Source organism: Pedobacter sp. ASV1-7, from assembly GCF_040203335.1.
Taxonomy (GTDB): domain Bacteria; phylum Bacteroidota; class Bacteroidia; order Sphingobacteriales; family Sphingobacteriaceae; genus Pedobacter.
This window is the reverse complement of the sequence record NZ_JBEHBV010000012.1, coordinates 1-19503: the sequence shown is the minus strand read 5'-3', so window position 1 is coordinate 19503 and position 19503 is coordinate 1. Positions and strand designations below refer to the sequence as shown.

Genomic DNA, 19503 nt, shown 5'->3' with positions numbered 1-19503 from the left:
TTATCGAGTATAAATTTGTGTAAAGGCTGGTGCGTAAACATCTTTGCAAATTGAGCCTTTTAGAGGTTAACAAACTATAATATTATAAAAAAGAAATTGAAATAACAAGAAAGCATCAACCTGTAAAAACGATCATAACAAATAGATCTTTTAATTTCATGATCAGCAATTTGTAATAAACAAGCTAAAAAAATAAAAACAGCTTAATTTATTTGATCACACTTCAATTTGGCGTATGTTTAAAGATTTTTAATTGCTTAACCTCTGATTGTTTTAACCTTTTGCCAATGTTACGCGTAGATAGCTCCAAACCCTGCAAAATTGTATACTCAATATGTAAACACGCGTATTTTGGCTATTTAATTGAACCACATATTGTTCAACTGAATCCACAGGGAGATTTCTCTCTGACCTATCAGCGTTTGTTTTCACATACAGCAGGAGAATTTGCAAAGCACTTAACAGAAAGAGATCTAAAGCTGATTAAAATACTTGATGAAACTGAACAAGATTATATCATCAAGAAGTATCATAAAAAGGCAATCAGGCCTGTCGAATTCTTCAGCAAATTTTTCAATGAAAAATTTTACGAAAATGTACGTCCTAGAATTGAAAAAAAAATATCAGAAGTTCTTGAATCATTAAAAGAAGAAGGTCGTCTATACCTTATGGACAAAGATGGCTGGCCAGCAGAAAGAAAGATAGAAATAGCCACTGAACCTTCTACTGTTTTGTTTCATTTTAGAAGAAATGAAACAGAAACAAGATATTTTCCAACTATAAAATATCAGGGTTTACGCATCGACTTCATGTTCAAAGACGCACAGATAATCAGCAATCAGCCTGCATGGTTATTACTTAACGAGATGCTTTACTTCTTTGAGCAAGATATTGAAGGAAAGAAATTAATGCCCTTTTTAAACAAGAGATTCATAACTATTCCAAAGGCTACAGAAGAGGCATATTTTAGAAAATTTGTAGCCCCCTTGATTGAAAAATACCATGTATATGCTGAAGGATTCGATATAAAAACGGAAAAACACGACCCCACTCCCGTTATTAAGGTCATTTATGTGGATGCTGGTATATCGCAACTCCAATTATATTTTAATTATAGCGAGCATGCCTTTGCAATGGGCAATGAGAAAAAAATAACTGTTCATGTTCATAAAGAAGAGGACAATTATATTTTTACCCGAATTAAACGCAATGTGGTTTGGGAGAAAGAAAAGTTTAATTTCCTGATTGGACTTGGTTTAAAAAAAACAAGCACACTTTATCATCATTTAGAAGTCCCGGCAGATCAGGAAGAAGATCAATCCTATGCAGTCATAAACTGGGTAAATGAACATTTAGAAAAGCTCAAAGAAGAAGGTTTTGAAATAGAACAACACCGGGGCACTAAGAAATTCCTATTTGCCACTAACAAAATAGATTTTGAAATTAAAGAAGATAATGATTGGTTTGATATCAATGCCATTGTTTATTTCGGCAGTCACCCAGTTCCATTTATCTCCTTAAAACAGCACATTCTTCATAAAAAAAGGGAATTTTTACTTCCCGATGGATCAATTGCAATTATACCAGATAAATGGTTTACTCAATATGGCAGTTTATTCAGCCTTTCTGATGGAGGCAAGGTGCTTAAGCTCAAAAAACATCATATAGGCCTTATTAATGAGCTTGCCGAAGATGGTATTGCAAACATCACTTTAAGTAGAAAACTTCAAAAGCTAACTGACTTCGAAAATATAGCAGACACAAAAATGCCTGTACATTTCAAAGGTGATCTTCGTAGTTATCAGAAAGCCGGGTACAACTGGTTTAGCTTTTTAAGAGAATACAATTTTGGCGGATGCCTGGCCGACGACATGGGATTGGGTAAAACCATCCAGACATTAGCTATGTTACAAAAGCTTAAGGAAGAAGACCAGGAAAATAACACGCATAGTACTTCGCTGATAGTCATGCCTACATCATTAATCTATAACTGGTTAAATGAAGCAAAAAAATTCACTCCAAAGCTTAAAATCCATGCCCATACCGGAACATCACGAAATAAAGATGTAGGTCGCTTCTCAAATTATGATATCGTAATTACAACTTATGGTATAACAAGAGTTGATATAGATGTGCTTAAAGAATTCTATTTCAGCTATATCATCCTGGACGAGAGTCAGAATATAAAAAACCCATCCTCTAAATCATTCAAAGCAGTTAAAGCACTTAAATCAAGGCATAAACTAGTATTGAGTGGTACACCAGTTGAAAATTCTGTAGGAGATCTATGGACTCAGCTTACTTTCTTAAATCCAGGCTTATTGGGTACTCAGGCATTCTTTAACGAAGAATATGTACAGGCTATTGAAAAGCGAAAAGATGAAGATAAAGCCAAAAAATTACAAGCGATTATAAAACCATTTGTACTGCGTCGGACAAAAGAACAAGTAGCGGCAGAATTACCTGCTAAAACTGAACAAATCTTTTATTGCAATATGAGCGAAGATCAGGCCGCTTACTATGAAAAAACCAAATCAGCCTATCGGAATGACCTCCTTAACAGCATGGATGATGGTACATATGCTAAGAAGCAAGTTCAGCTTTTACAGGGCTTAACGGCGTTACGTCAACTTGCCAATCACCCTGTAATGATTGATGACGCCTATGAATCTGACTCTGGTAAGTTCGAAAACGTTATTCATACTTTAGACAATGTGCTAAAAGGCGGACATAAGGTTCTTATCTTTTCACAGTTTGTAAAGCACTTAAGTATATTCAGACAGTATCTCAATGAGGAAAAAATCCCTTTTACATATCTGGACGGCACAACTAAAAACCGCGGGGAAATAGTTGCTGAATTTCAACAAAATACAGAACTAAAGGTATTTTTAATATCAATTAAAGCAGGTGGAGTTGGCTTAAACTTAACCCAGGCCGATTATGTATTCATCCTAGATCCATGGTGGAATCCTGCTGTAGAGCAACAAGCAATAGACCGTACACATAGAATAGGGCAGGATAAAAAGGTATTTATTTATAAATTCATTGCTAAAGACACTGTAGAGGAAAAAATTCTGGCTCTTCAAAACCGCAAAAAGAAACTGGCAAGTTCGCTGATCACAACTGAGGAGAGCTTCTTTAAATCTTTAAGTAAAGAAGATATCAGCGAGCTTCTTAAATAGCCCTTAAATGTCCTAAGTATTCATCCTTACTGATCATCTCAGCTCCAAGACTCATGAGATGATCATTGGGGAGTTGGCAGTCTATCATCTTAAAATTCTTGTGTTTACAAAGCCAGATCAACGCATATTTAGAAGCATTGCTAACCTTACTAAACATACTCTCTCCACAAAATACCTGATTATTTTGAACGCCATAAAGGCCGCCTACTAATTGATCATCTTGCCAAACCTCTACACTATGAGCATACCCAAGTTCATGTAATTTTAAATAAGCACGTTGCATTTCGCTCGTTATCCAGGTCCCATTCTGGTCTTTTCTGCTAATTTTAGCACAGTTTTCGATTACCTCACTGAATACTAAATCATAAGTCACTTTAAAAGCATTTCCTTTAATAAGTTTAGCCATACTTTTGCTAATCATTAAGCATTCAGGAAAGATTACACAGCGTTCTATGGGTGCATACCAACAGATTGGATCACCTTCACTAAACCAGGGAAAAATACCATTCTGGTATGCTAAAATTAGTCTTTCCGCTCTTAAATCACCGCCTATCGCTAACAAACCATCCGGATCGGCTAATTCCGGATTCGGAAAAACGATTCTATCATCGTCTAACTTAAAAACCATTTACAATATTACATACTAAAACATTACGTACATAACATCACCCTAGATTAATCCGATCTTTTTAGAATGGATTATAGCCGCTTCGCTGCTGTCATACAAACAGGTCTTTACCTGTTGAGCTGATTCAACTTCATTTAGCAGTACCAGAGCTTCTGCTTCATTTTCCCTTCTAACATTCCGGATATATATTGCAGCAATATTTTTAGGGTACTTTTTGGCAATAGTGGTATAAATTGCCGGGTCTTGTTGACTATTATCACCAAAAAAAACAAACCGTTGATTAGGGAACGCATCCAAAATCCGCATAACTCTCATTAATTTACCTTCATGCCCCGTTTTACCCGTTTTAATCAGATCTTTCCATCTTTTAATCTGATTGAGCAAGAAAGCACCTTCAGGAAGATTGTTAAACCTAAATGTTTCCACCAGATAATCATACAAATTCCATTCACTACTAGACACATAGAAAAATGGATTAGGCTGTTCTTCTTCTGTATGAGATAAAGCCAGTAAATTATAATGTTGCTGGGCCTCAGAAAATGTTTTACGGGTTCTTGGATTTTTAATTAACAATTCTCTTAGTCTGCGCAAAAAAGAGGCAGAATGAGAAACCATAATAGTATCATCAATATCAGAGATAAAAGCATATTGGGTAATATGAGGTACATAAACCAAACCATTATTAGCTGCTAAAACCATATCATTTTGCCCTAAAGCTTCAACTACAACTTTGTGCCAACCAGCAGCAACATTTTTCTCAGCCTTCCATTCCAATTTAAAAAAACCATCATACTCGGTATGTCCATATATTGTCTGATCATAAAAGCGTAATCTGACCTTTACATAAGGATATGGCTTTAGCACAAAAAGCTTTAAAACATGCAGCATGTTAACAAACAAATTGTTACTGTAATGCTGATTAGTTTTAGCTCTGAAACGAAATACATGTCCATACACTACCAGATTTTGTGTATGTCCATATCCATGATATACTTTTACACTAACAGATTTATTCATTACTTACTAAAACAGAATTTCACTATAGTTGTTTTGCTATTACCCATGAAAACAGAAGTGACTGCCGAACTAAAACTACTATTTATTATAAATCCCGGATCCGGAAACGGGGAAATAGACTATAGTGAAATTATATCCACCTATTTTGAGCAGCACCCAAATAGCTTTGAAATATATAAGTTATCCAGTGGTTGTACAATTGATCAGCTTAAAAGAACCATTAAACAGTCTAATGCATCCAGAGTAATTGCTGTAGGTGGCGACGGAACACTGAAGCTAGTTGCCGAATGTTTATTGGAAACAGATGTCCCTATTGGCATTATTCCAGCCGGCTCTGCAAATGGAATGGCAAAAGAACTTGGCATACCTATAGACACCCAACAAGCACTGAATGTCGCTGTAAATGGAACTCCTAAAAAAATACATGCCGTTTTAGTGAATGGAGAATTATGCATACACCTGGCCGACATCGGCTTTAACGCTTACATTGTTAAGAAATTCGATGACCTTCCCGAACGTGGAATGCTTGGATATGCAAAAGCAGCATGGAAAGCCTTATGGAATCATAGCAAGATGGATGTTGAAATTAAGATAAAAAACAACATTATCCGATCGCAGGCTGCAATGGTAGTTATTGCTAATGCAACTATGTATGGTACAGGTGTAAAAATTAATCCAGAAGGTGAGCTTGACGATGATCTTTTCGAAGTTATCCTGGTAAAAGAGTATTCCGTAATGGAAATTCTAAAAATCAGATTTACCAATTTACCCTTTAACCCCAAAAACATACAGTCCTTTCAAACAAATAATTTGAATATTAAAACCAAACGTAAAGCGCATTTTCAGGTAGACGGAGAATACATAGGAAAAGTACATACCCTAAAAGCACACCTTATTCCTAATGCGATTAACATCATTGTTTAATAATCACTTACAGTATTTTTCCAGCATTTCATCAGCAAGATCGGACCCCATATGCTTCACAAAAAGAAAATCTTCACAGGCTCCCTGTTTATCTTTTTGTTTCAGCTTTTTAAGCCCGTCTTTAATGCGTGCTCTATAATATTCATCATTGTATCCCAACTCTTTTTTAAGTGCCACAAATCTATGTTCCTCTGCTTCTACAGCCGTCCCCTTTTCTTTGTTTCTATAAAAATTCTGAATGGAATTCACCAGCTCTTCATTGGATCTATAGGCTTCAATTGCTCTTTGAATATCCTGAGGATTTCTATCACGACAACTATAAGTAGCCAGACTAAATTTTATAGGCGCAATTAGTGAGACTGCGGTATCATGGTTTTTAGGGACAACCCATTTTCCACTGCTAAGCCTGATTAGCCGCAAAGCTTCATCATCCAGATCCGTCCCCATTCCTGAACTTATTTTTGAATAATACACCTCACCTGCTGAGTTTAGCTTAAAGCTGATCGTTACGGTCCCCTGAATGCAATTATTTAGTGAATATCGAGGATAGACACTATTGCTTGTCGCGAAGCTCTCCAGTCCACCCTTTATTACAGGCTGAGCCTTTAATGTAAAAGTGAAGCATACGAGAAATGCAAAGAGAATCCTGATCATATACTAATTTACGCAATTTTTAACAGATCAAAGATTTATCTTTAAGCCTCTTCTGTCCCGTTTTCTTCACGATCTTTAGAGATCTTATCAAACAATTTATCCATGCGCTCCACATATTCATTTGTATCATCGACAAAGAAAGTTAACGTTGGAATCACACGAGCTTGATGACGGATTCTAGCGCCTAATTTATATCTGATCTCCCCGGCGTGTGAATTTACTTCAGCTACCGATAAGCTGGTATTATTTGTATTTAAAAAGCTTAAATAAACCTTTGCAACGGCAAGGTCAGGAGATACTCTAACTTTTGTAATGGTAACCAATGTATTCGGCAAATACGCCGCCCCTTCACGCTGAAAAATCGCAGCTAACTCTTCTTGTAATAACCCGGCAAATTTCTGTTGACGTTTACTTTCCATAATGGTTCCTTTTCTTCAATTAATATAACAACTTATCATAAGGATAGCGCTCTGTGTGCAAAGCAACAACCTTATCGTACAATAACTGTCTAAATTCTTCTAAATTATCTTTGTGCAGAGCTGAAATAAATATTGCAGGAGCATTTTCCGATCCCATCCAGCTCTTTTTAAAATCCTCAAGCGTAAGTACTAATGGCTCCTCTTCCTCATGATCAGGCTCAGGGCTCACATAGGCATCAATTTTATTGAATACCATAATAGTTTCCTTATCTCTTGCTCCCAGATCCTTTAATGTTTCATTTACGACATTAATCTGATCCTCAAAATTGGGATGAGAAACATCCACCACATGAATCAATATATCAGCTTCCCTAACTTCGTCCAACGTAGATTTAAAACACTCCACCAAATGGTGAGGTAGCTTTCTAATAAAACCAACTGTATCAGACAATAAGAACGGCAGGTTTTCAATAACTACTTTACGAACGGTTGTATCAAGCGTAGCAAATAGCTTGTTTTCCGCAAACACTTCCGACTTTGATAACATATTCATGATGGTAGATTTACCAACATTTGTATATCCTACCAACGCTACACGAATCAGTTGTCCACGGTTTTTGCGTTGTGTTTCATTCTGCCTATCGATCAGCTTCAAGCGGTCTTTCAAAAGAGATATCTTTTCAAGAATCATCCTTCTATCGCTCTCAATCTGAGTCTCACCCGGTCCACGCATACCAATACCACCCTTCTGACGTTCAAGGTGGGTCCATAAACGCGTTAAACGTGGCAATAAATATTGCAACTGTGCCAGTTCAACCTGTGTTTTTGCCTGAGCCGTCTGGGCTCTGCCCGCAAAAATATCAAGAATCAGGTTACTCCGGTCTAAAACCTTTACTTGCAACTCTCTTTCAATATTTCTAAGCTGTGACGGTGAAAGCTCATCGTCGAAAACTACGATATCAATTTCTTCCGACTTCACATATGCCTGAATCTCTTCAAGTTTTCCCGTTCCAACAAAAGTTGCACGATCGGGCTTAAGCATTTTCTGGGTAAATTCACGCTCTACCAATCCTCCTGCAGTATCCACTAAAAAAGCAAGCTCATCAAGATATTCTCTGGTTTCCTCAGGCTTTTCACCCGGCCTGATCACTCCAACAAGTACCGCTCGCTCCTTCTTAACTGCTGTATCGAAATATTTCTGTTTTCCCATCTAAAATACAAAGATACAAAAGTTATACCGAGATCAGTTTTCCGACAAAGTCACGCATTGCCTGTCCCGGATTGACTGTTTTCATAAAATTCTCCCCAATTAGAAACCCATTAAAGCCTGCAACTTTAAGGTCTAAAATAGTCTGAGGTGCACTTATGGCACTTTCTGAAATCTTTAGAAACTCATCCGGAATTTGATTAACTAAATCAAATGAAGTTTGAATATTAACCGTAAAATCGGCCAGATTCCGATTATTAACACCTATAGCATCCAAATCTTTACAAATACTACGTTGCAATTCTTCCTGGTTATGCACCTCTAGCAATACATTTAGCCCAAGGCTTTTTGCAAATGCCGACAGATTTTTAATCTCTTCGGGTGTCAAAATTGCAGCAATAAGCAAAATAATGTCAGCTCCCAGGGCTTTCGCTTCCAAAATCTGATACTCATCAATGATAAATTCCTTTCTTAAAATCGGAACTTCATTAGTTGCTCTTGCTGCTAACAGATCATTGGTATGACCGCCAAAGAAATCAATATCAGTTAATACAGAAAGCGCTGAAGCCCCCGCTGCTGCATAAGCCTGCGTTACTTCTTCTACAGTTACCTGATCATTAATCACCCCTTTTGAAGGGGATCTTCGCTTAAACTCTGCAATTATGCCTGTTCTTTTATCATCCACTAAAAAATCCTTAAAAACATAAGGGTTACGGTTAAAGTGTAAGCCTGCTTCGAGCTCCTTAACAGACACCAATCGCTTTGCCTGGGCTACTTCTTCTTTTTTTCGTATTACAATTTTATCTAAAATAGTCATATCTAATTCTCTAACCAGTTTTTCATCATTTGTTTCCCAAACTCAGTAAGCACACTTTCCGGATGAAACTGTACTCCCCTGACGTCAAAATCTTTATGCCTTAAGGCCATTATTTCAGTATCAGCATCTGCTGCAGTTACAGTAAGACAATCAGGAAGCCCCTCTGTGGACACAACCCAGGAATGATACCTTCCCACGTTTATAGTTTCCGGACAATCCTTAAAAAGCAACTCTGATCTATCTAATACAGTAATAGGTGTTGCAATACCATGCATCGGACGCCCCAGATTTAATAAAGTTCCGCCAAAAGCTTCCGCAATTGCTTGTTGCCCCAAACATACTCCAAATATACTTTTTGTTGAAGCATAGGTCTTAATTACCTCAAGCAGCAATCCTGCTTCCTCAGGTATACCAGGACCGGGCGATAAAATAATCTTATCAAACTGATCAACATCGGCCAAGTCAAACTTATCATTTCTCCAAACCTCCACTTCTCTACCTAATTCATTTACCAGATGTACTAAATTATAAGTAAAGGAATCATAATTATCAATAACCAATACTTTCTTTTGAATGCTCTTATCCATTTTATTAAATATCTGTAGCCATTTTTATTGCTTTGCGTAAAGCAGCAATTTTATTATTTACTTCATTCAGTTCGTTTACAGCTACTGAATCAGCCACTATGCCTGCTCCCGCTCTGTAATGCAACTGATTATTTTTACTCATAAAGGTCCGGATCATGATCGCATGATTAAACTGATCATTAAAACCCATATAACCTATTGCCCCGGCATAAAAGTTACGCCCTAAACCTTCGTATTCATCAATCAGCTGCATCGCTCTATATTTTGGAGCCCCACTTAATGTCCCTGCCGGATAAGTATCTGCAACAACTTTAAAGGCTGACACATCTGGCTGTAGATTACCACTTACTTTAGACACCAGGTGAATCAAGTGAGAATAATACTGTACTTCCTTAAATGATTTTACTTCAACACCACTACAGTGTCTGCTCAGATCATTTCTCGCCAGATCAACAAGCATCACGTGTTCCGCACTTTCTTTAGGATCCTGCTCTAATTTACGAGCCAGCTCTGCATCTTCTTCATCGTTACCAGTGCGCTTAAAGGTTCCTGCAATCGGAAAAATATTAGCAATATTATCATTTATAGTGATCTGGGCTTCTGGCGAAGAACCAAAGAGTTTAAAGCTACCATAATCAAAATAAAACAAATATGGAGAAGGATTTATTGAACGCAGGCAACGGTAAACATTAAATTCATCTCCTAAAAAACCCTGATTATATGCTCTGGAAGGAACGATTTGGAATACGTCACCACGTAAAATGTGCTTCTTCATTTTCTCGACAATATCCATGAACCCTTCATTACTCATGTTAGATTCTTCCTCCCCGTTTATTTTAAAGCTATATTCAGGGAAATTCTTATTCTGAATGATATACTCAATCTTTTCAAGTTCATCATTGTCATCTCCGTTAAAAGCATTTTTAAACAGTGTAATCTCATTCTTAAAGTGATCAATCGCAATGATATACCTGTAAATATGATATTGCATCGTTGGAATCTCCTGATCCTTTGGAGTAACAGAACTAAACTTAATGTCTTCAAAATGTTGTACTGCATTCCAGGTAAAATATCCAAATAGACCACTGGAAATGTATCTGGTATCTTCTACTACACCTGGTTTAAATTTTGCTTTAAAAGCATCAATTTCCTCGGCCAGGACAAAGTCTCTTTTTTCCTCCTTTTGTCCATCCGGGAAATAGGTTGACAATACACCATCCTGCAACACAATACCTGCAACAGGCTCCGCACAAACATAACTTACCGAATTTGAACGACTATGATAGTCAGAACTTTCCAGCAATATCGTATTTGGAAATACGTCCCTAAGCCTTAGGTAAATACTCACCGGAGTTGTGGTATCTGCAAGTCGCTTTTTGCAGGTAGTTTTAATTACATAATTAGTTTCCATATTTAACTAGCTTCTTTAATATCTTTTAATTCTTTTTTCAACTGCCTCTTTAAAATTCTCTCAGTTCCGAAAAAAAACCAACAAAAAACCCGACGTGTGGTCTACGTCGGGTTTTTAATGTGGTTTGGTTTAGGTTGATAAACTATAAGGTACACAAGACTACGACTAGACTCTTTTGGGGAGTGCTACGCCATTGCCATGTATGAATGTTGTTAATCATAGGTCACAAAAATATAAATAAATCTTACAATGCAAAATTATATTTGTAATTTTTATGAAACACCAAAAAATGAACGAGAAGGATCAGCACCCACCATTGCAAAAATTGAAGCTATAATAAGAATCAATGCCAGGCCAAAATAAAGCGAAACAGAACGATGTTTTACCGCTGCATCTGTTCCTTTCTTAGATCTCGCATTTCCTACAGTAATCAGAATAACAGCCAGAACCATCATACCGATATGCTCCATTTTCCAGTAGCGTCCTAAAGCAACTGAGCTGTCAATCTTATACCATCCATTCATAAAATAGAGGATTAATCCCATTAAAAGCTGAATGTGTGCAGAGATCAATGTGAAAAGGTTTACTTTTCTATTCCCTTCTGTATAAGGTTTTTTACCAAGCCATCCTGATAGTGCCTGAATAAGTGCAACTATAAGCAAAACTAAAACTATGTAACGCCACCCCGAATGTGCACTTTTTAAAATCTGATCCATAACTGTTTTTCTTTCAAACTTAACTATTTCCTTTCTGAATCACATTAAGCGATCAGGTAAAATGCTTTTTAGAATTATTATAAATTACTTCTGCAAACCCATTTTCATTACATATTTATCAATTCCTTTTCCAAAACCATTTGGAATAACCTCAATCGTCTCAAAACCTCTTTTCAGGTAAAAGCCGGCTGTATGCTGAGATGTATCTACCTTATAAACTTTACTGGGATATGTTTTTTTTAAAAGATCAATCCTGAACTCTGTAAAGAATTTACCGATCCCCATCCTGTGATGATCAGCATGTACCATTCCCCATGACAACCCAGCCTCTTTACCATCATCAGTTAAAAAAATACCGCCACAAGCAACTATTTCATCATTATTTTCCACGACATAATAGTTGTCATCAATATCATGATCCAGAAAATCAATAAAAGGCTGTAATTCATCAACGGCAAAGAATTTAGGCATATTACTTTCAAAAATCTTCACACATTTCTCCTTAAATAAAGGCGAATACTTAAGTATCTTCATATTAAAAGGTTTATTTGGTTATTCCAAGTTACAAAAATTTGCCGTAAACCTCCCCTAAAATTGTCGTCAACACACCCCATTGCCGGGCCACATTACAACGATATTTGTTATAAATCCAAAGGTTGAATTATAAGGTTTTAGAAAAAAGGAATATGACCGCAGAAAAAAAGAAGTTTACAACTGTTGATGAATACATCAATACCTTTCCAGAACATGTACAGTTCTTACTGGAAGTGATTAGAGACACAATAAAGGAAGCAGCACCAGAAGCAGAAGAGGTAATCAGCTACAACATTCCTGCATTCAAATTTCATGGCATGCTCATTTTTTATTCTGCATATAAAAATCACATTAGCATTTCTATACCCCCATCAAAAGTATACGAAGTATTTAAAGAGGAATTATCCGCTTACAAAGTCAGCAAATCAGCTATTCAATTACCATTGAATGAAAAATTACCGGTAAAACTTATTGAAAACATGACTAGATTCAGATTAAAAGAAAATCTTGAAACTGCAGAAGAGAAGAAGAAAGGTAAAATTACAGCCTAGGACCTAAATTGTAACTGGTAATTCCCGGGTGTAACACCTACCAGTTTTTTGAAAGTACGAATAAAGTAATTCGCATCGCTAAAGCCCAGCTCATAACTAATTGCAGCTACTTTAGCAGATGGGTTACTTAATAATTGTTTTGCTTTAGAAATCTTTTCCGATAAAATAAAATCATTCGGACTTACCCCCAATTCTCTCTTAAACAATCTATAAAAAGTAGCTTTACTCATACAGGCTTTATCACTTAAGCCATTAATATTCATCTTCTCACTAAGATTGGATTTGATATAATCAATCACAAAAGCCAATGGATTATTATTGCTTTGTCCATCACCCGATATGAAAGCATTTAGATTCTGGCTTTGCATGATACGCACCAACAGTTCTTTCAAAGTAAGATCAGCTAAAACATCTTTGGCAGTTGATTGCTCTGAACAGATTCTAATCACTTTATTAATTAAATAGGCGATCTCCTGGTTGTTATCAAAATGGTATTTATCATAATCTAATGCCCATTTCTCTCTCCCTTCCTTAGGAAAAAACTCATTCAGATAATTGATAGTCTTTTTAATCTGCTCATGATCTATAGCTAAGGCAATACATTGAGTTGGATTATCATCAGCTGCTTCCGGAAAATCAATTTTCATTGTTACGGAAGGAGGAATAATAACCGTTTGTCCCGGGAAATAATCAAACCCTTCCTGATCATATAAGTGCATTACTTTTTTCCCACGCAACATACTGGTAATAACAAAGTCATTAAAAGTAAGCGGCACCAGACATGACCTGGTATAGGTCTCGAAAACATTTAGTTCACACCTCTCCAATGTATATGAAGTTCTGTTCTCCACCAATGTCTGTAAGCTTTCTGCTTTACTAAGACCTACTGAATTTGGGATGTAATGCATGATTAACGTGACTTGATTAGACAAATATAACGTACAAGTTAAGCATAAATTACAATAGACACGTTACAAAGCCTGCAACGATAATGCTACTAGATGAAACAATTCTACTACCTAAACCTTAGCATTCAATACTAGGTTTGTATCAGACCAAACGATAAACTAAGTGTTTTATTAAATTAAGAACGGCAATATGAAAAATCTATTAGAAAGACCAGCTTTCAAAGCTCAATACGACAACTTTATAGGCGGTAAATTTGTTCCACCTGTAAAGGGAGTATATTTCGATAATATCTCTCCTATTGATGGAAAAGTATTTACGAAAGCAGCCCGGTCCAGCAAAGAAGATGTTGAACTGGCTCTGGATGCTGCACATGAAGCATTTAAAACATGGAGTAAAAGCTCAGCTACTTATAGGAGTAATATTCTTTTAAAAGTAGCACAGAAAATAGAAGATAATTTAGAGTTCCTTGCAGCAGTAGAAACTGTTGATAACGGGAAGGCTGTCAGAGAAACTTTAGCAGCAGATTTACCTTTGGTCGTTGACCATTTCAGGTATTTTGCTGGTGTAATCAGAGCAGATGAAGGTTCGATTGCAGAGCATGACGAAAATACAGTAAGCATTGCCCTGCATGAACCTATCGGTGTGGTTGCACAAATCATCCCATGGAACTTCCCATTGTTAATGGCTACCTGGAAAATTGCTCCTGCACTTGCAGCAGGATGCTGTACGGTAGTAAAACCAGCAGAACAAACTCCGGTTTCCATTATGGTATTAATGGAGTTGATTGGCGATATACTTCCTCCGGGGGTATTAAATGTTGTTAATGGTTATGGTATCGAAGTAGGAAAACCATTAGCAACTTCTACCCGAATTTCGAAAGTTGCCTTTACAGGAAGTACTACTTCGGGTAGATTAATTATGCAGTATGCTGCAGAGAACATTATTCCCTCAACTATGGAACTTGGTGGTAAATCCCCAAATATTTTCTTTGAGTCAGTGGTGGCCGAAGATGATGCTTTCTTTGATAAAGCTGTAGAGGGTGCAGTAATGTTCGCTTTAAATCAGGGTGAGATCTGCACCTGTCCATCACGAATGCTGATCCAGGAAAGCATTTACGATAAATTTATTGCTAAGGTAATTGAACGTACTAAGGCCATAAAAATATCACATCCATTAGATAAAACCGGAATGATGGGCGCACAAACTTCTAATGAACAATATGAAAAAATCCTTTCTTACCTGAAAATTGGTAAAGATGAAGGGGCAGAAATTTTAACCGGAGGACGAGCGAATAAGTTGGAGGGCGATTTAGAAAGAGGATATTACATTGAGCCTACTATTTTAAAAGGCCACAATAAGATGCGTATTTTCCAGGAAGAAATATTTGGTCCCGTAGTTTGTGTAACTACATTTAAAACTGTTGAAGAAGCGATTGAAATTGCCAACGATACACTCTATGGTTTAGGAGCCGGGGTATGGACACGTGATGCGCATGAACTGTATCAGGTGCCACGTGCCATACAAGCCGGGCGTGTTTGGGTAAACCAGTACCATGCTTACCCTGCCCATGCTCCATTTGGAGGTTACAAAAAATCTGGTTTTGGCCGTGAAAATCATAAAATGATGCTTGATCACTATCGCAGCACTAAAAATATGCTGATCTCATATGATAAAAATAAATTAGGATTCTTTTAATATATAAAGTAACCTGAATCAGGAATGGCAGCCTTGCAGATCAGCATCTGCAGGGCTGCCATTCCTGATATATTTAAAAAACAAATAAGATGAACAAAAGAATATCCGTTACCGAAAATGCCATGAAAGTTATTCAGCAGCTGAAGGACGAATATGGCGAATTGATGTTTCATCAAAGTGGGGCTGTTGTGAAGGCTCCTATCCACATTGTTTTGAGAAAGGTGGCTTTTTGATTGGAAGCAATGACATTTGTATTGGCGAAATTGCCGGCTGTAAATTCTACATCGCCGCTGATCAATTTGAATATTGGAAGCATACCCACCTTACTTTAGATGTTATGGCAGGCAGGGCCGCTAGCTTTTCACTTGAATCTACCCTAGATATGGGCTTTATAATTCATTCCCGCTTATTTACCGAAGAAGAGCTTAACGACCTTGAACCGGTAACCACCGGATAAAAAAAAGAGTAATCCCATCCAAGATTACTCGTTTTTAACTAACTTATTATTCATAAAAAAACTGGCTGTTGGGGAAGGAGTCGAACCTTCAAGGGGTAGTTAGCTACAGTTCAAAAATTAATTTGTGGTCAACCCATAAACTGCGTTTATCCATTTATCCCCACCACCGAGACAAGAAGGCGTGTCTGCCAATTTCACCACCCAACATTACATATAAGTACTAACTTTGTTTAAGTAGTAAGATTTTTGGTTCAGGTTGATTTTTTTCTGATCTTACTACTTAATTGCTGTAGGGGAAGGAGTCGAACCTTCAAGGAGTAGTTAGCCCTTACGGGTTTTCCATATTCTCCACCACCGAGACAAGGAGGTGCGTCTGCCAATTTCACCACCCTACAGAGTATAAGCAAATGTTAAAGAACTATCTTTTTTTTGTTTTGCTTGATACAAATGTAACAACAACCCCAATACGTTACAAATATTTTAATCATTTAATTTTATTTTTATCAATTTTATAATTATATTTGATTATCGTTAACAAATATCAAAATCATGCTTAGAAAAGAAAGCCAAAATTTAGAAATTGATAACCTGGATATCGACATCCTGAAACAATTGATGCATGATGCCACGAAACCTTATACAGAAATCGCTAAAGATCTTATCGTTTCTGGTGGCACGATCCATGTAAGGATGAAAAAATTGCAGGAAATGGGCATTATTAAGGGTTCTCATTTAATAATTGATCCACAAAAAGCGGGATACGATGTAACTGCCTTTTTAGGTATATACCTGGAAAAAGGAATTCAATATAAGGATGCTGTAGCGCAGCTTAGTAAAATTAAGGAAGTTGTAGAATTGCATTATACTACAGGAGCATATAGCATGTTCGCCAAAATTATTTGTAGAGACACAAGCCACCTCAGACATGTTTTGAATGAGGAAATACAGGCAGTAGAAGGCATACAGCGTACAGAAACACTTATATCACTAGAAGAAAGTATCAGAAGACAGATTGAGCTGTAGTAGCTCAATCTGCCCCTTCTTTTACAACCTTATTACTTCAGCACCAACGGCCCTGGTGATTTCTTTTGCTATGCACTGTAAGCTAAAATGAGGATAACCTTCTATAAATTTTTTGTATTTACTGATTTTAAACTGTGCATCATTGTATTTTACCTCATAAGCTAAACCTTGCTTAATCCCCTGCTCAACAATAAAGTCCACTTCATTCCCATCAGAAGTACGCCAGTAATGTAAATTATCATCATGATAAAGATCTCTAAGACGGATGTAAACATAGTTTTCCAGCAACTCACCTTTATCTGCACGCTCATTAATCTTACTAAAATTATTTATCAGCGCATTTCGTAATCCATTATCAGTAAAATACACTTTTGGCATTTTAGTTAATTCCTTACGTAAACTTCCATAAAAAGGACTCAATAGATTGACAATGAAACTTTTTCGCATTATGTAAATGTAGTTATCTACAGTTATGCCTGTCATCTGTAAAGTATTTCCCAATTCATGGCTATTCACTAAACTCCCAACCTGACCAGCCAGCAACCTTACTAAATGAAAAAACTTTTGCTCTTCTCTTACTCCTGCCTCTAAAGCATCTTTTTTAATATAGCTACTCACTAGCTCTTTTAAAAGAACATGCTTTTCTTCAGCTGTTTCTGCAAGTACAACCTCAGGATAACCACCATATACGAGGTATTCATCGAACAACAAATTGATCTTAGTGTGATCTGGTCCTTCATATTTATCACGTCTTTGCATTTCATGCCATTCTTCAACAAGATTATTTTCTTGTTTGAAATACAAAAATTCATCAAATGAAAGCGGAAAGAGTTCAAAAACCTTTTTCCTTCCTGCTAAACTGTCTTTAAAATTTTTATCGATATAAAAAGCACTACTTCCTGTCGCAATTACTTTAATCTGCTCTTTGTACTTATCATAAAGCAGTTTTAAAAAATTACTCGGATTCTTTGCATACTGTACCTCATCAATGATCAAATAAAGCTTTTTACCCACTGGTAAATCTGATGGAAGGATAGTATAATTGAAAACATTCTCTGGATGCTCATTTATTGCCTCCAGAATATGAGGGTCTTCAAAAGTTAAAAATGCGCACTGTTCTCCATCTTGCTTCAAAATATCCGCCAGTTGTTTTACAAGTGTAGTTTTTCCAACTTGTCTGGGCCCAATTAAAATACTATGCTGCGGTTTTGACAGATGACCCTGCAAAGTTTTTAACATTTCAAATCTTTTCATGATGTCAAATTACACAATTTTCCGATAATATTAAATCAATAATTTAAAAATATCGGATAATATTAAATTACCAATTTAAAAATATCGGATAATATTAAAGTCATGTCCGTTCCTGAAAGCACTTGATAAGATTTAGGTTAATTCTTAAATTTAATTAACCATGGAAAAGCCAAGAAAAGGATCAAAAGGTGGTCGAGTTGCCATCTATGATGAAAGTTTCAAAATTGCTGTAGCCAGTGAATATCACATTGGCAGTTTGAGTGTGCTTCAACTGGCACAGAAACACGGATTAGAAGAGAAGACGGTCTATCATTTTTTACGATGGTATAAGCATCATCAATTAGCTTTAGGAGTTGAGCCTCCCTTAAACACCACCTCTAAGGACAGCATTAGTCTAGCCAATGAATTAGCCTATGCCAAATTAAAAATCACAGCTTTAGAGCTTTTAATCAGTAATGCCGAGCGGGAAATGGGGGTGGATATCAGAAAAAAGTCTGGTACCAAACGGCCTGCCAAATAAGAACTTTTTATTCTAAATTCTCTTTAAAAGAGATCTGCAGACTGTTTGGAAGAACTCCTCAGGCCTGGTATCACCTTAAAGATCACCAGGATGAGGCCGTAATGAAAGAAGCCTTCATTCTGGAAAAGGTAAGACTGATCAGAAATGATCAACCTAAAATAGGAGCGATAAAACTGCGTGTAAAGCTACAAGATCAGCTTGAAAAAGAACATTTAAGCATTGGTAGAGATTGTTTTTTCCGCTTATTACGAGAAAACGGATTGCTCGTCAAACCCAAGCGACAATATCTAAGTACCACTAATTCCAATCATCGTTTTAAGATTTGGCCTGATTTAGTGAATCGGCGTCCGGCAATCATGCCTGAAGAGATTTGGGTAAGTGATATTACCTACATCCGTTGTAAAGACGGATTTGCTTATCTCTCATTGGTTACCGATGCCTATTCCCGTAAAATAGTGGGCTATAATCTTAGTCCAAACCTCAAGGCTGATAGTTGCATTAAGGCATTTATTATGGCAAATAATGCTAGAATCTATCCTAAAAGACCTCTAATACATCATTCTGACAGAGGAATACAATACTGTTGCGATGCTTATGTCAAACTTCTACTCCATCATCAAATCAATATCAGTATGACCCAGAGTGGAAGTCCATATGATAATGCTATTGCAGAAAGGGTCAATGGCATATTAAAAACTGAATATGGGCTAAGGCAAACCCAGTGGTCTTTCACTCAAGCACAACAAGCCATACAAAAGGCTATTTACCTATACAATTACCAAAGACCCCATTTTAGTTGTGAATTAAAAACACCCCAATACAGGCACGCCCAAAACAACAACAAAAGAAAACAGAACAACAATCAATACCAGAAAAATAATTCCCACCATCAAACGATTTCAGGAATAAAATCTATAGTAAACAAACAAAATCAGTAACTCCTAGTTTGGAGCTAGTTCGAGTTAGCCTAAATCAACAAGTAAAATCAGTATAAGACA

General features: G+C 36.6%; 21 protein-coding genes and 2 tRNA genes. 9 read left to right on the top strand and 14 right to left on the bottom strand.

Going from position 1 to position 19503, the window contains the following annotated elements; translation table 11 throughout:
- Window positions 1-287: 287 nt before the first annotated feature.
- Window positions 288-3182, top strand: coding sequence for a DEAD/DEAH box helicase (locus tag ABDJ41_RS21715; protein WP_349788248.1), 2895 nt, complete (start codon window positions 288-290; stop codon window positions 3180-3182).
- On the opposite strand, the gene aat is transcribed toward ABDJ41_RS21715, so the two are convergent.
- Window positions 3175-3810: a leucyl/phenylalanyl-tRNA--protein transferase gene (gene aat / locus ABDJ41_RS21710; RefSeq protein WP_349788247.1), complete on the bottom strand. Its 636-nt coding sequence runs from the start codon at window positions 3808-3810 to the stop codon at window positions 3175-3177. The two genes, ABDJ41_RS21715 and aat, sit on opposite strands and share 8 nt — an antisense overlap.
- Before the next feature lie 42 nt (window positions 3811-3852).
- Window positions 3853-4827 (bottom strand): App1 family protein phosphatidate phosphatase, encoded by a 975-nt coding sequence (locus tag ABDJ41_RS21705; RefSeq protein ID WP_349788246.1) that lies wholly within the window; start codon window positions 4825-4827, stop codon window positions 3853-3855.
- A 45-nt stretch (window positions 4828-4872) separates the two neighbouring features.
- Between ABDJ41_RS21705 and ABDJ41_RS21700 the strand changes: the two genes are divergently transcribed.
- A complete protein-coding gene (locus ABDJ41_RS21700; protein WP_349788245.1) occupies window positions 4873-5751 on the top strand; it encodes a diacylglycerol/lipid kinase family protein in 879 nt (292 codons plus the stop codon).
- Window positions 5752-5754: 3 nt separating this feature from the next.
- Here the strand turns inward: ABDJ41_RS21700 and ABDJ41_RS21695 are convergent, their stop codons facing one another.
- The 8 genes from ABDJ41_RS21695 to ABDJ41_RS21660 all read right to left on the bottom strand — a co-directional run bounded on the left by ABDJ41_RS21695 (window position 5755) and on the right by ABDJ41_RS21660 (window position 12096).
- Window positions 5755-6405 carry a TonB family protein gene (locus ABDJ41_RS21695; RefSeq protein ID WP_349788244.1) on the bottom strand — a complete coding sequence of 217 codons (651 nt, stop codon included), beginning with the start codon at window positions 6403-6405 and terminating at the stop codon, window positions 5755-5757.
- A 41-nt stretch (window positions 6406-6446) separates the two neighbouring features.
- Window positions 6447-6824: a 30S ribosome-binding factor RbfA gene (gene rbfA / locus ABDJ41_RS21690; RefSeq protein WP_349788242.1), complete on the bottom strand. Its 378-nt coding sequence runs from the start codon at window positions 6822-6824 to the stop codon at window positions 6447-6449.
- A 19-nt stretch (window positions 6825-6843) separates the two neighbouring features.
- On the bottom strand, window positions 6844-8034 hold the full coding sequence (gene hflX / locus ABDJ41_RS21685; protein WP_349788241.1) for a GTPase HflX: 1191 nt from the start codon (window positions 8032-8034) through the stop codon (window positions 6844-6846).
- Window positions 8035-8056: 22 nt separating this feature from the next.
- Entirely contained in the window at window positions 8057-8848 is a 792-nt protein-coding gene (trpC, locus tag ABDJ41_RS21680; protein ID WP_349788240.1) for an indole-3-glycerol phosphate synthase TrpC, read from the bottom strand.
- Between the two features lie 2 nt (window positions 8849-8850).
- Window positions 8851-9435: an anthranilate synthase component II gene (locus ABDJ41_RS21675; RefSeq protein ID WP_349788238.1), complete on the bottom strand. Its 585-nt coding sequence runs from the start codon at window positions 9433-9435 to the stop codon at window positions 8851-8853.
- Between the two features lie 4 nt (window positions 9436-9439).
- A complete protein-coding gene (locus ABDJ41_RS21670; protein ID WP_349788237.1) occupies window positions 9440-10846 on the bottom strand; it encodes an anthranilate synthase component I family protein in 1407 nt (468 codons plus the stop codon).
- A gap of 272 nt (window positions 10847-11118) precedes the next feature.
- Complete coding sequence (locus ABDJ41_RS21665) at window positions 11119-11562, bottom strand: cytochrome B (protein WP_349788236.1); 444 nt, start codon at window positions 11560-11562, stop codon at window positions 11119-11121.
- An 84-nt stretch (window positions 11563-11646) separates the two neighbouring features.
- A complete protein-coding gene (locus ABDJ41_RS21660) occupies window positions 11647-12096 on the bottom strand; it encodes a GNAT family N-acetyltransferase (RefSeq protein WP_349788235.1) in 450 nt (149 codons plus the stop codon).
- A gap of 152 nt (window positions 12097-12248) precedes the next feature.
- Here ABDJ41_RS21660 and ABDJ41_RS21655 point away from each other — a divergent pair, with 152 nt between their 5' ends.
- Complete coding sequence (locus ABDJ41_RS21655; RefSeq protein WP_349788234.1) at window positions 12249-12647, top strand: iron chaperone; 399 nt, start codon at window positions 12249-12251, stop codon at window positions 12645-12647.
- Here the strand turns inward: ABDJ41_RS21655 and ABDJ41_RS21650 are convergent.
- Entirely contained in the window at window positions 12644-13555 is a 912-nt protein-coding gene (locus ABDJ41_RS21650; RefSeq protein WP_349788233.1) for an AraC family transcriptional regulator, read from the bottom strand. The genes ABDJ41_RS21655 and ABDJ41_RS21650 overlap by 4 nt on opposite strands.
- 190 nt (window positions 13556-13745) lie before the next feature.
- Between ABDJ41_RS21650 and ABDJ41_RS21645 the strand changes: the two genes are divergently transcribed.
- From ABDJ41_RS21645 to ABDJ41_RS21635, 3 genes are all read left to right on the top strand, one after another.
- Complete coding sequence (locus ABDJ41_RS21645) at window positions 13746-15251, top strand: aldehyde dehydrogenase family protein (protein WP_349788232.1); 1506 nt, start codon at window positions 13746-13748, stop codon at window positions 15249-15251.
- Between the two features lie 89 nt (window positions 15252-15340).
- Window positions 15341-15484, top strand: coding sequence for a hypothetical protein (locus tag ABDJ41_RS21640; protein ID WP_349788231.1), 144 nt, complete (start codon window positions 15341-15343; stop codon window positions 15482-15484).
- Window positions 15481-15708 (top strand): DUF779 domain-containing protein, encoded by a 228-nt coding sequence (locus ABDJ41_RS21635; protein ID WP_349788230.1) that lies wholly within the window; start codon window positions 15481-15483, stop codon window positions 15706-15708. Before ABDJ41_RS21640 ends, ABDJ41_RS21635 begins: the two co-directional genes overlap by 4 nt.
- A 62-nt stretch (window positions 15709-15770) precedes the next feature.
- On the opposite strand, the gene ABDJ41_RS21630 is transcribed toward ABDJ41_RS21635, so the two are convergent.
- A tRNA-Asp gene (locus tag ABDJ41_RS21630) sits at window positions 15771-15915 on the bottom strand.
- 80 nt (window positions 15916-15995) lie between these two features.
- Window positions 15996-16103: transfer RNA gene (locus ABDJ41_RS21625), tRNA-Asp, on the bottom strand.
- A 154-nt stretch (window positions 16104-16257) separates the two neighbouring features.
- Here ABDJ41_RS21625 and ABDJ41_RS21620 point away from each other — a divergent pair.
- A complete protein-coding gene (locus tag ABDJ41_RS21620) occupies window positions 16258-16731 on the top strand; it encodes an Lrp/AsnC ligand binding domain-containing protein (protein WP_349788229.1) in 474 nt (157 codons plus the stop codon).
- Window positions 16732-16752: 21 nt separating this feature from the next.
- Here the strand turns inward: ABDJ41_RS21620 and ABDJ41_RS21615 are convergent, their stop codons facing one another.
- Window positions 16753-17985 carry an ATP-binding protein gene (locus ABDJ41_RS21615; RefSeq protein WP_349788228.1) on the bottom strand — a complete coding sequence of 411 codons (1233 nt, stop codon included), beginning with the start codon at window positions 17983-17985 and terminating at the stop codon, window positions 16753-16755.
- Between the two features lie 160 nt (window positions 17986-18145).
- Between ABDJ41_RS21615 and ABDJ41_RS21610 the strand changes: the two genes are divergently transcribed.
- Both ABDJ41_RS21610 and ABDJ41_RS21605 read left to right on the top strand, forming a co-directional pair.
- Window positions 18146-18505, top strand: coding sequence for a transposase (locus ABDJ41_RS21610; RefSeq protein ID WP_349783609.1), 360 nt, complete (start codon window positions 18146-18148; stop codon window positions 18503-18505).
- Complete coding sequence (locus tag ABDJ41_RS21605) at window positions 18502-19443, top strand: IS3 family transposase (protein ID WP_349784718.1); 942 nt, start codon at window positions 18502-18504, stop codon at window positions 19441-19443. The genes ABDJ41_RS21610 and ABDJ41_RS21605 overlap by 4 nt, the downstream gene beginning before the upstream one ends.
- Window positions 19444-19503 lie beyond the last annotated feature (60 nt).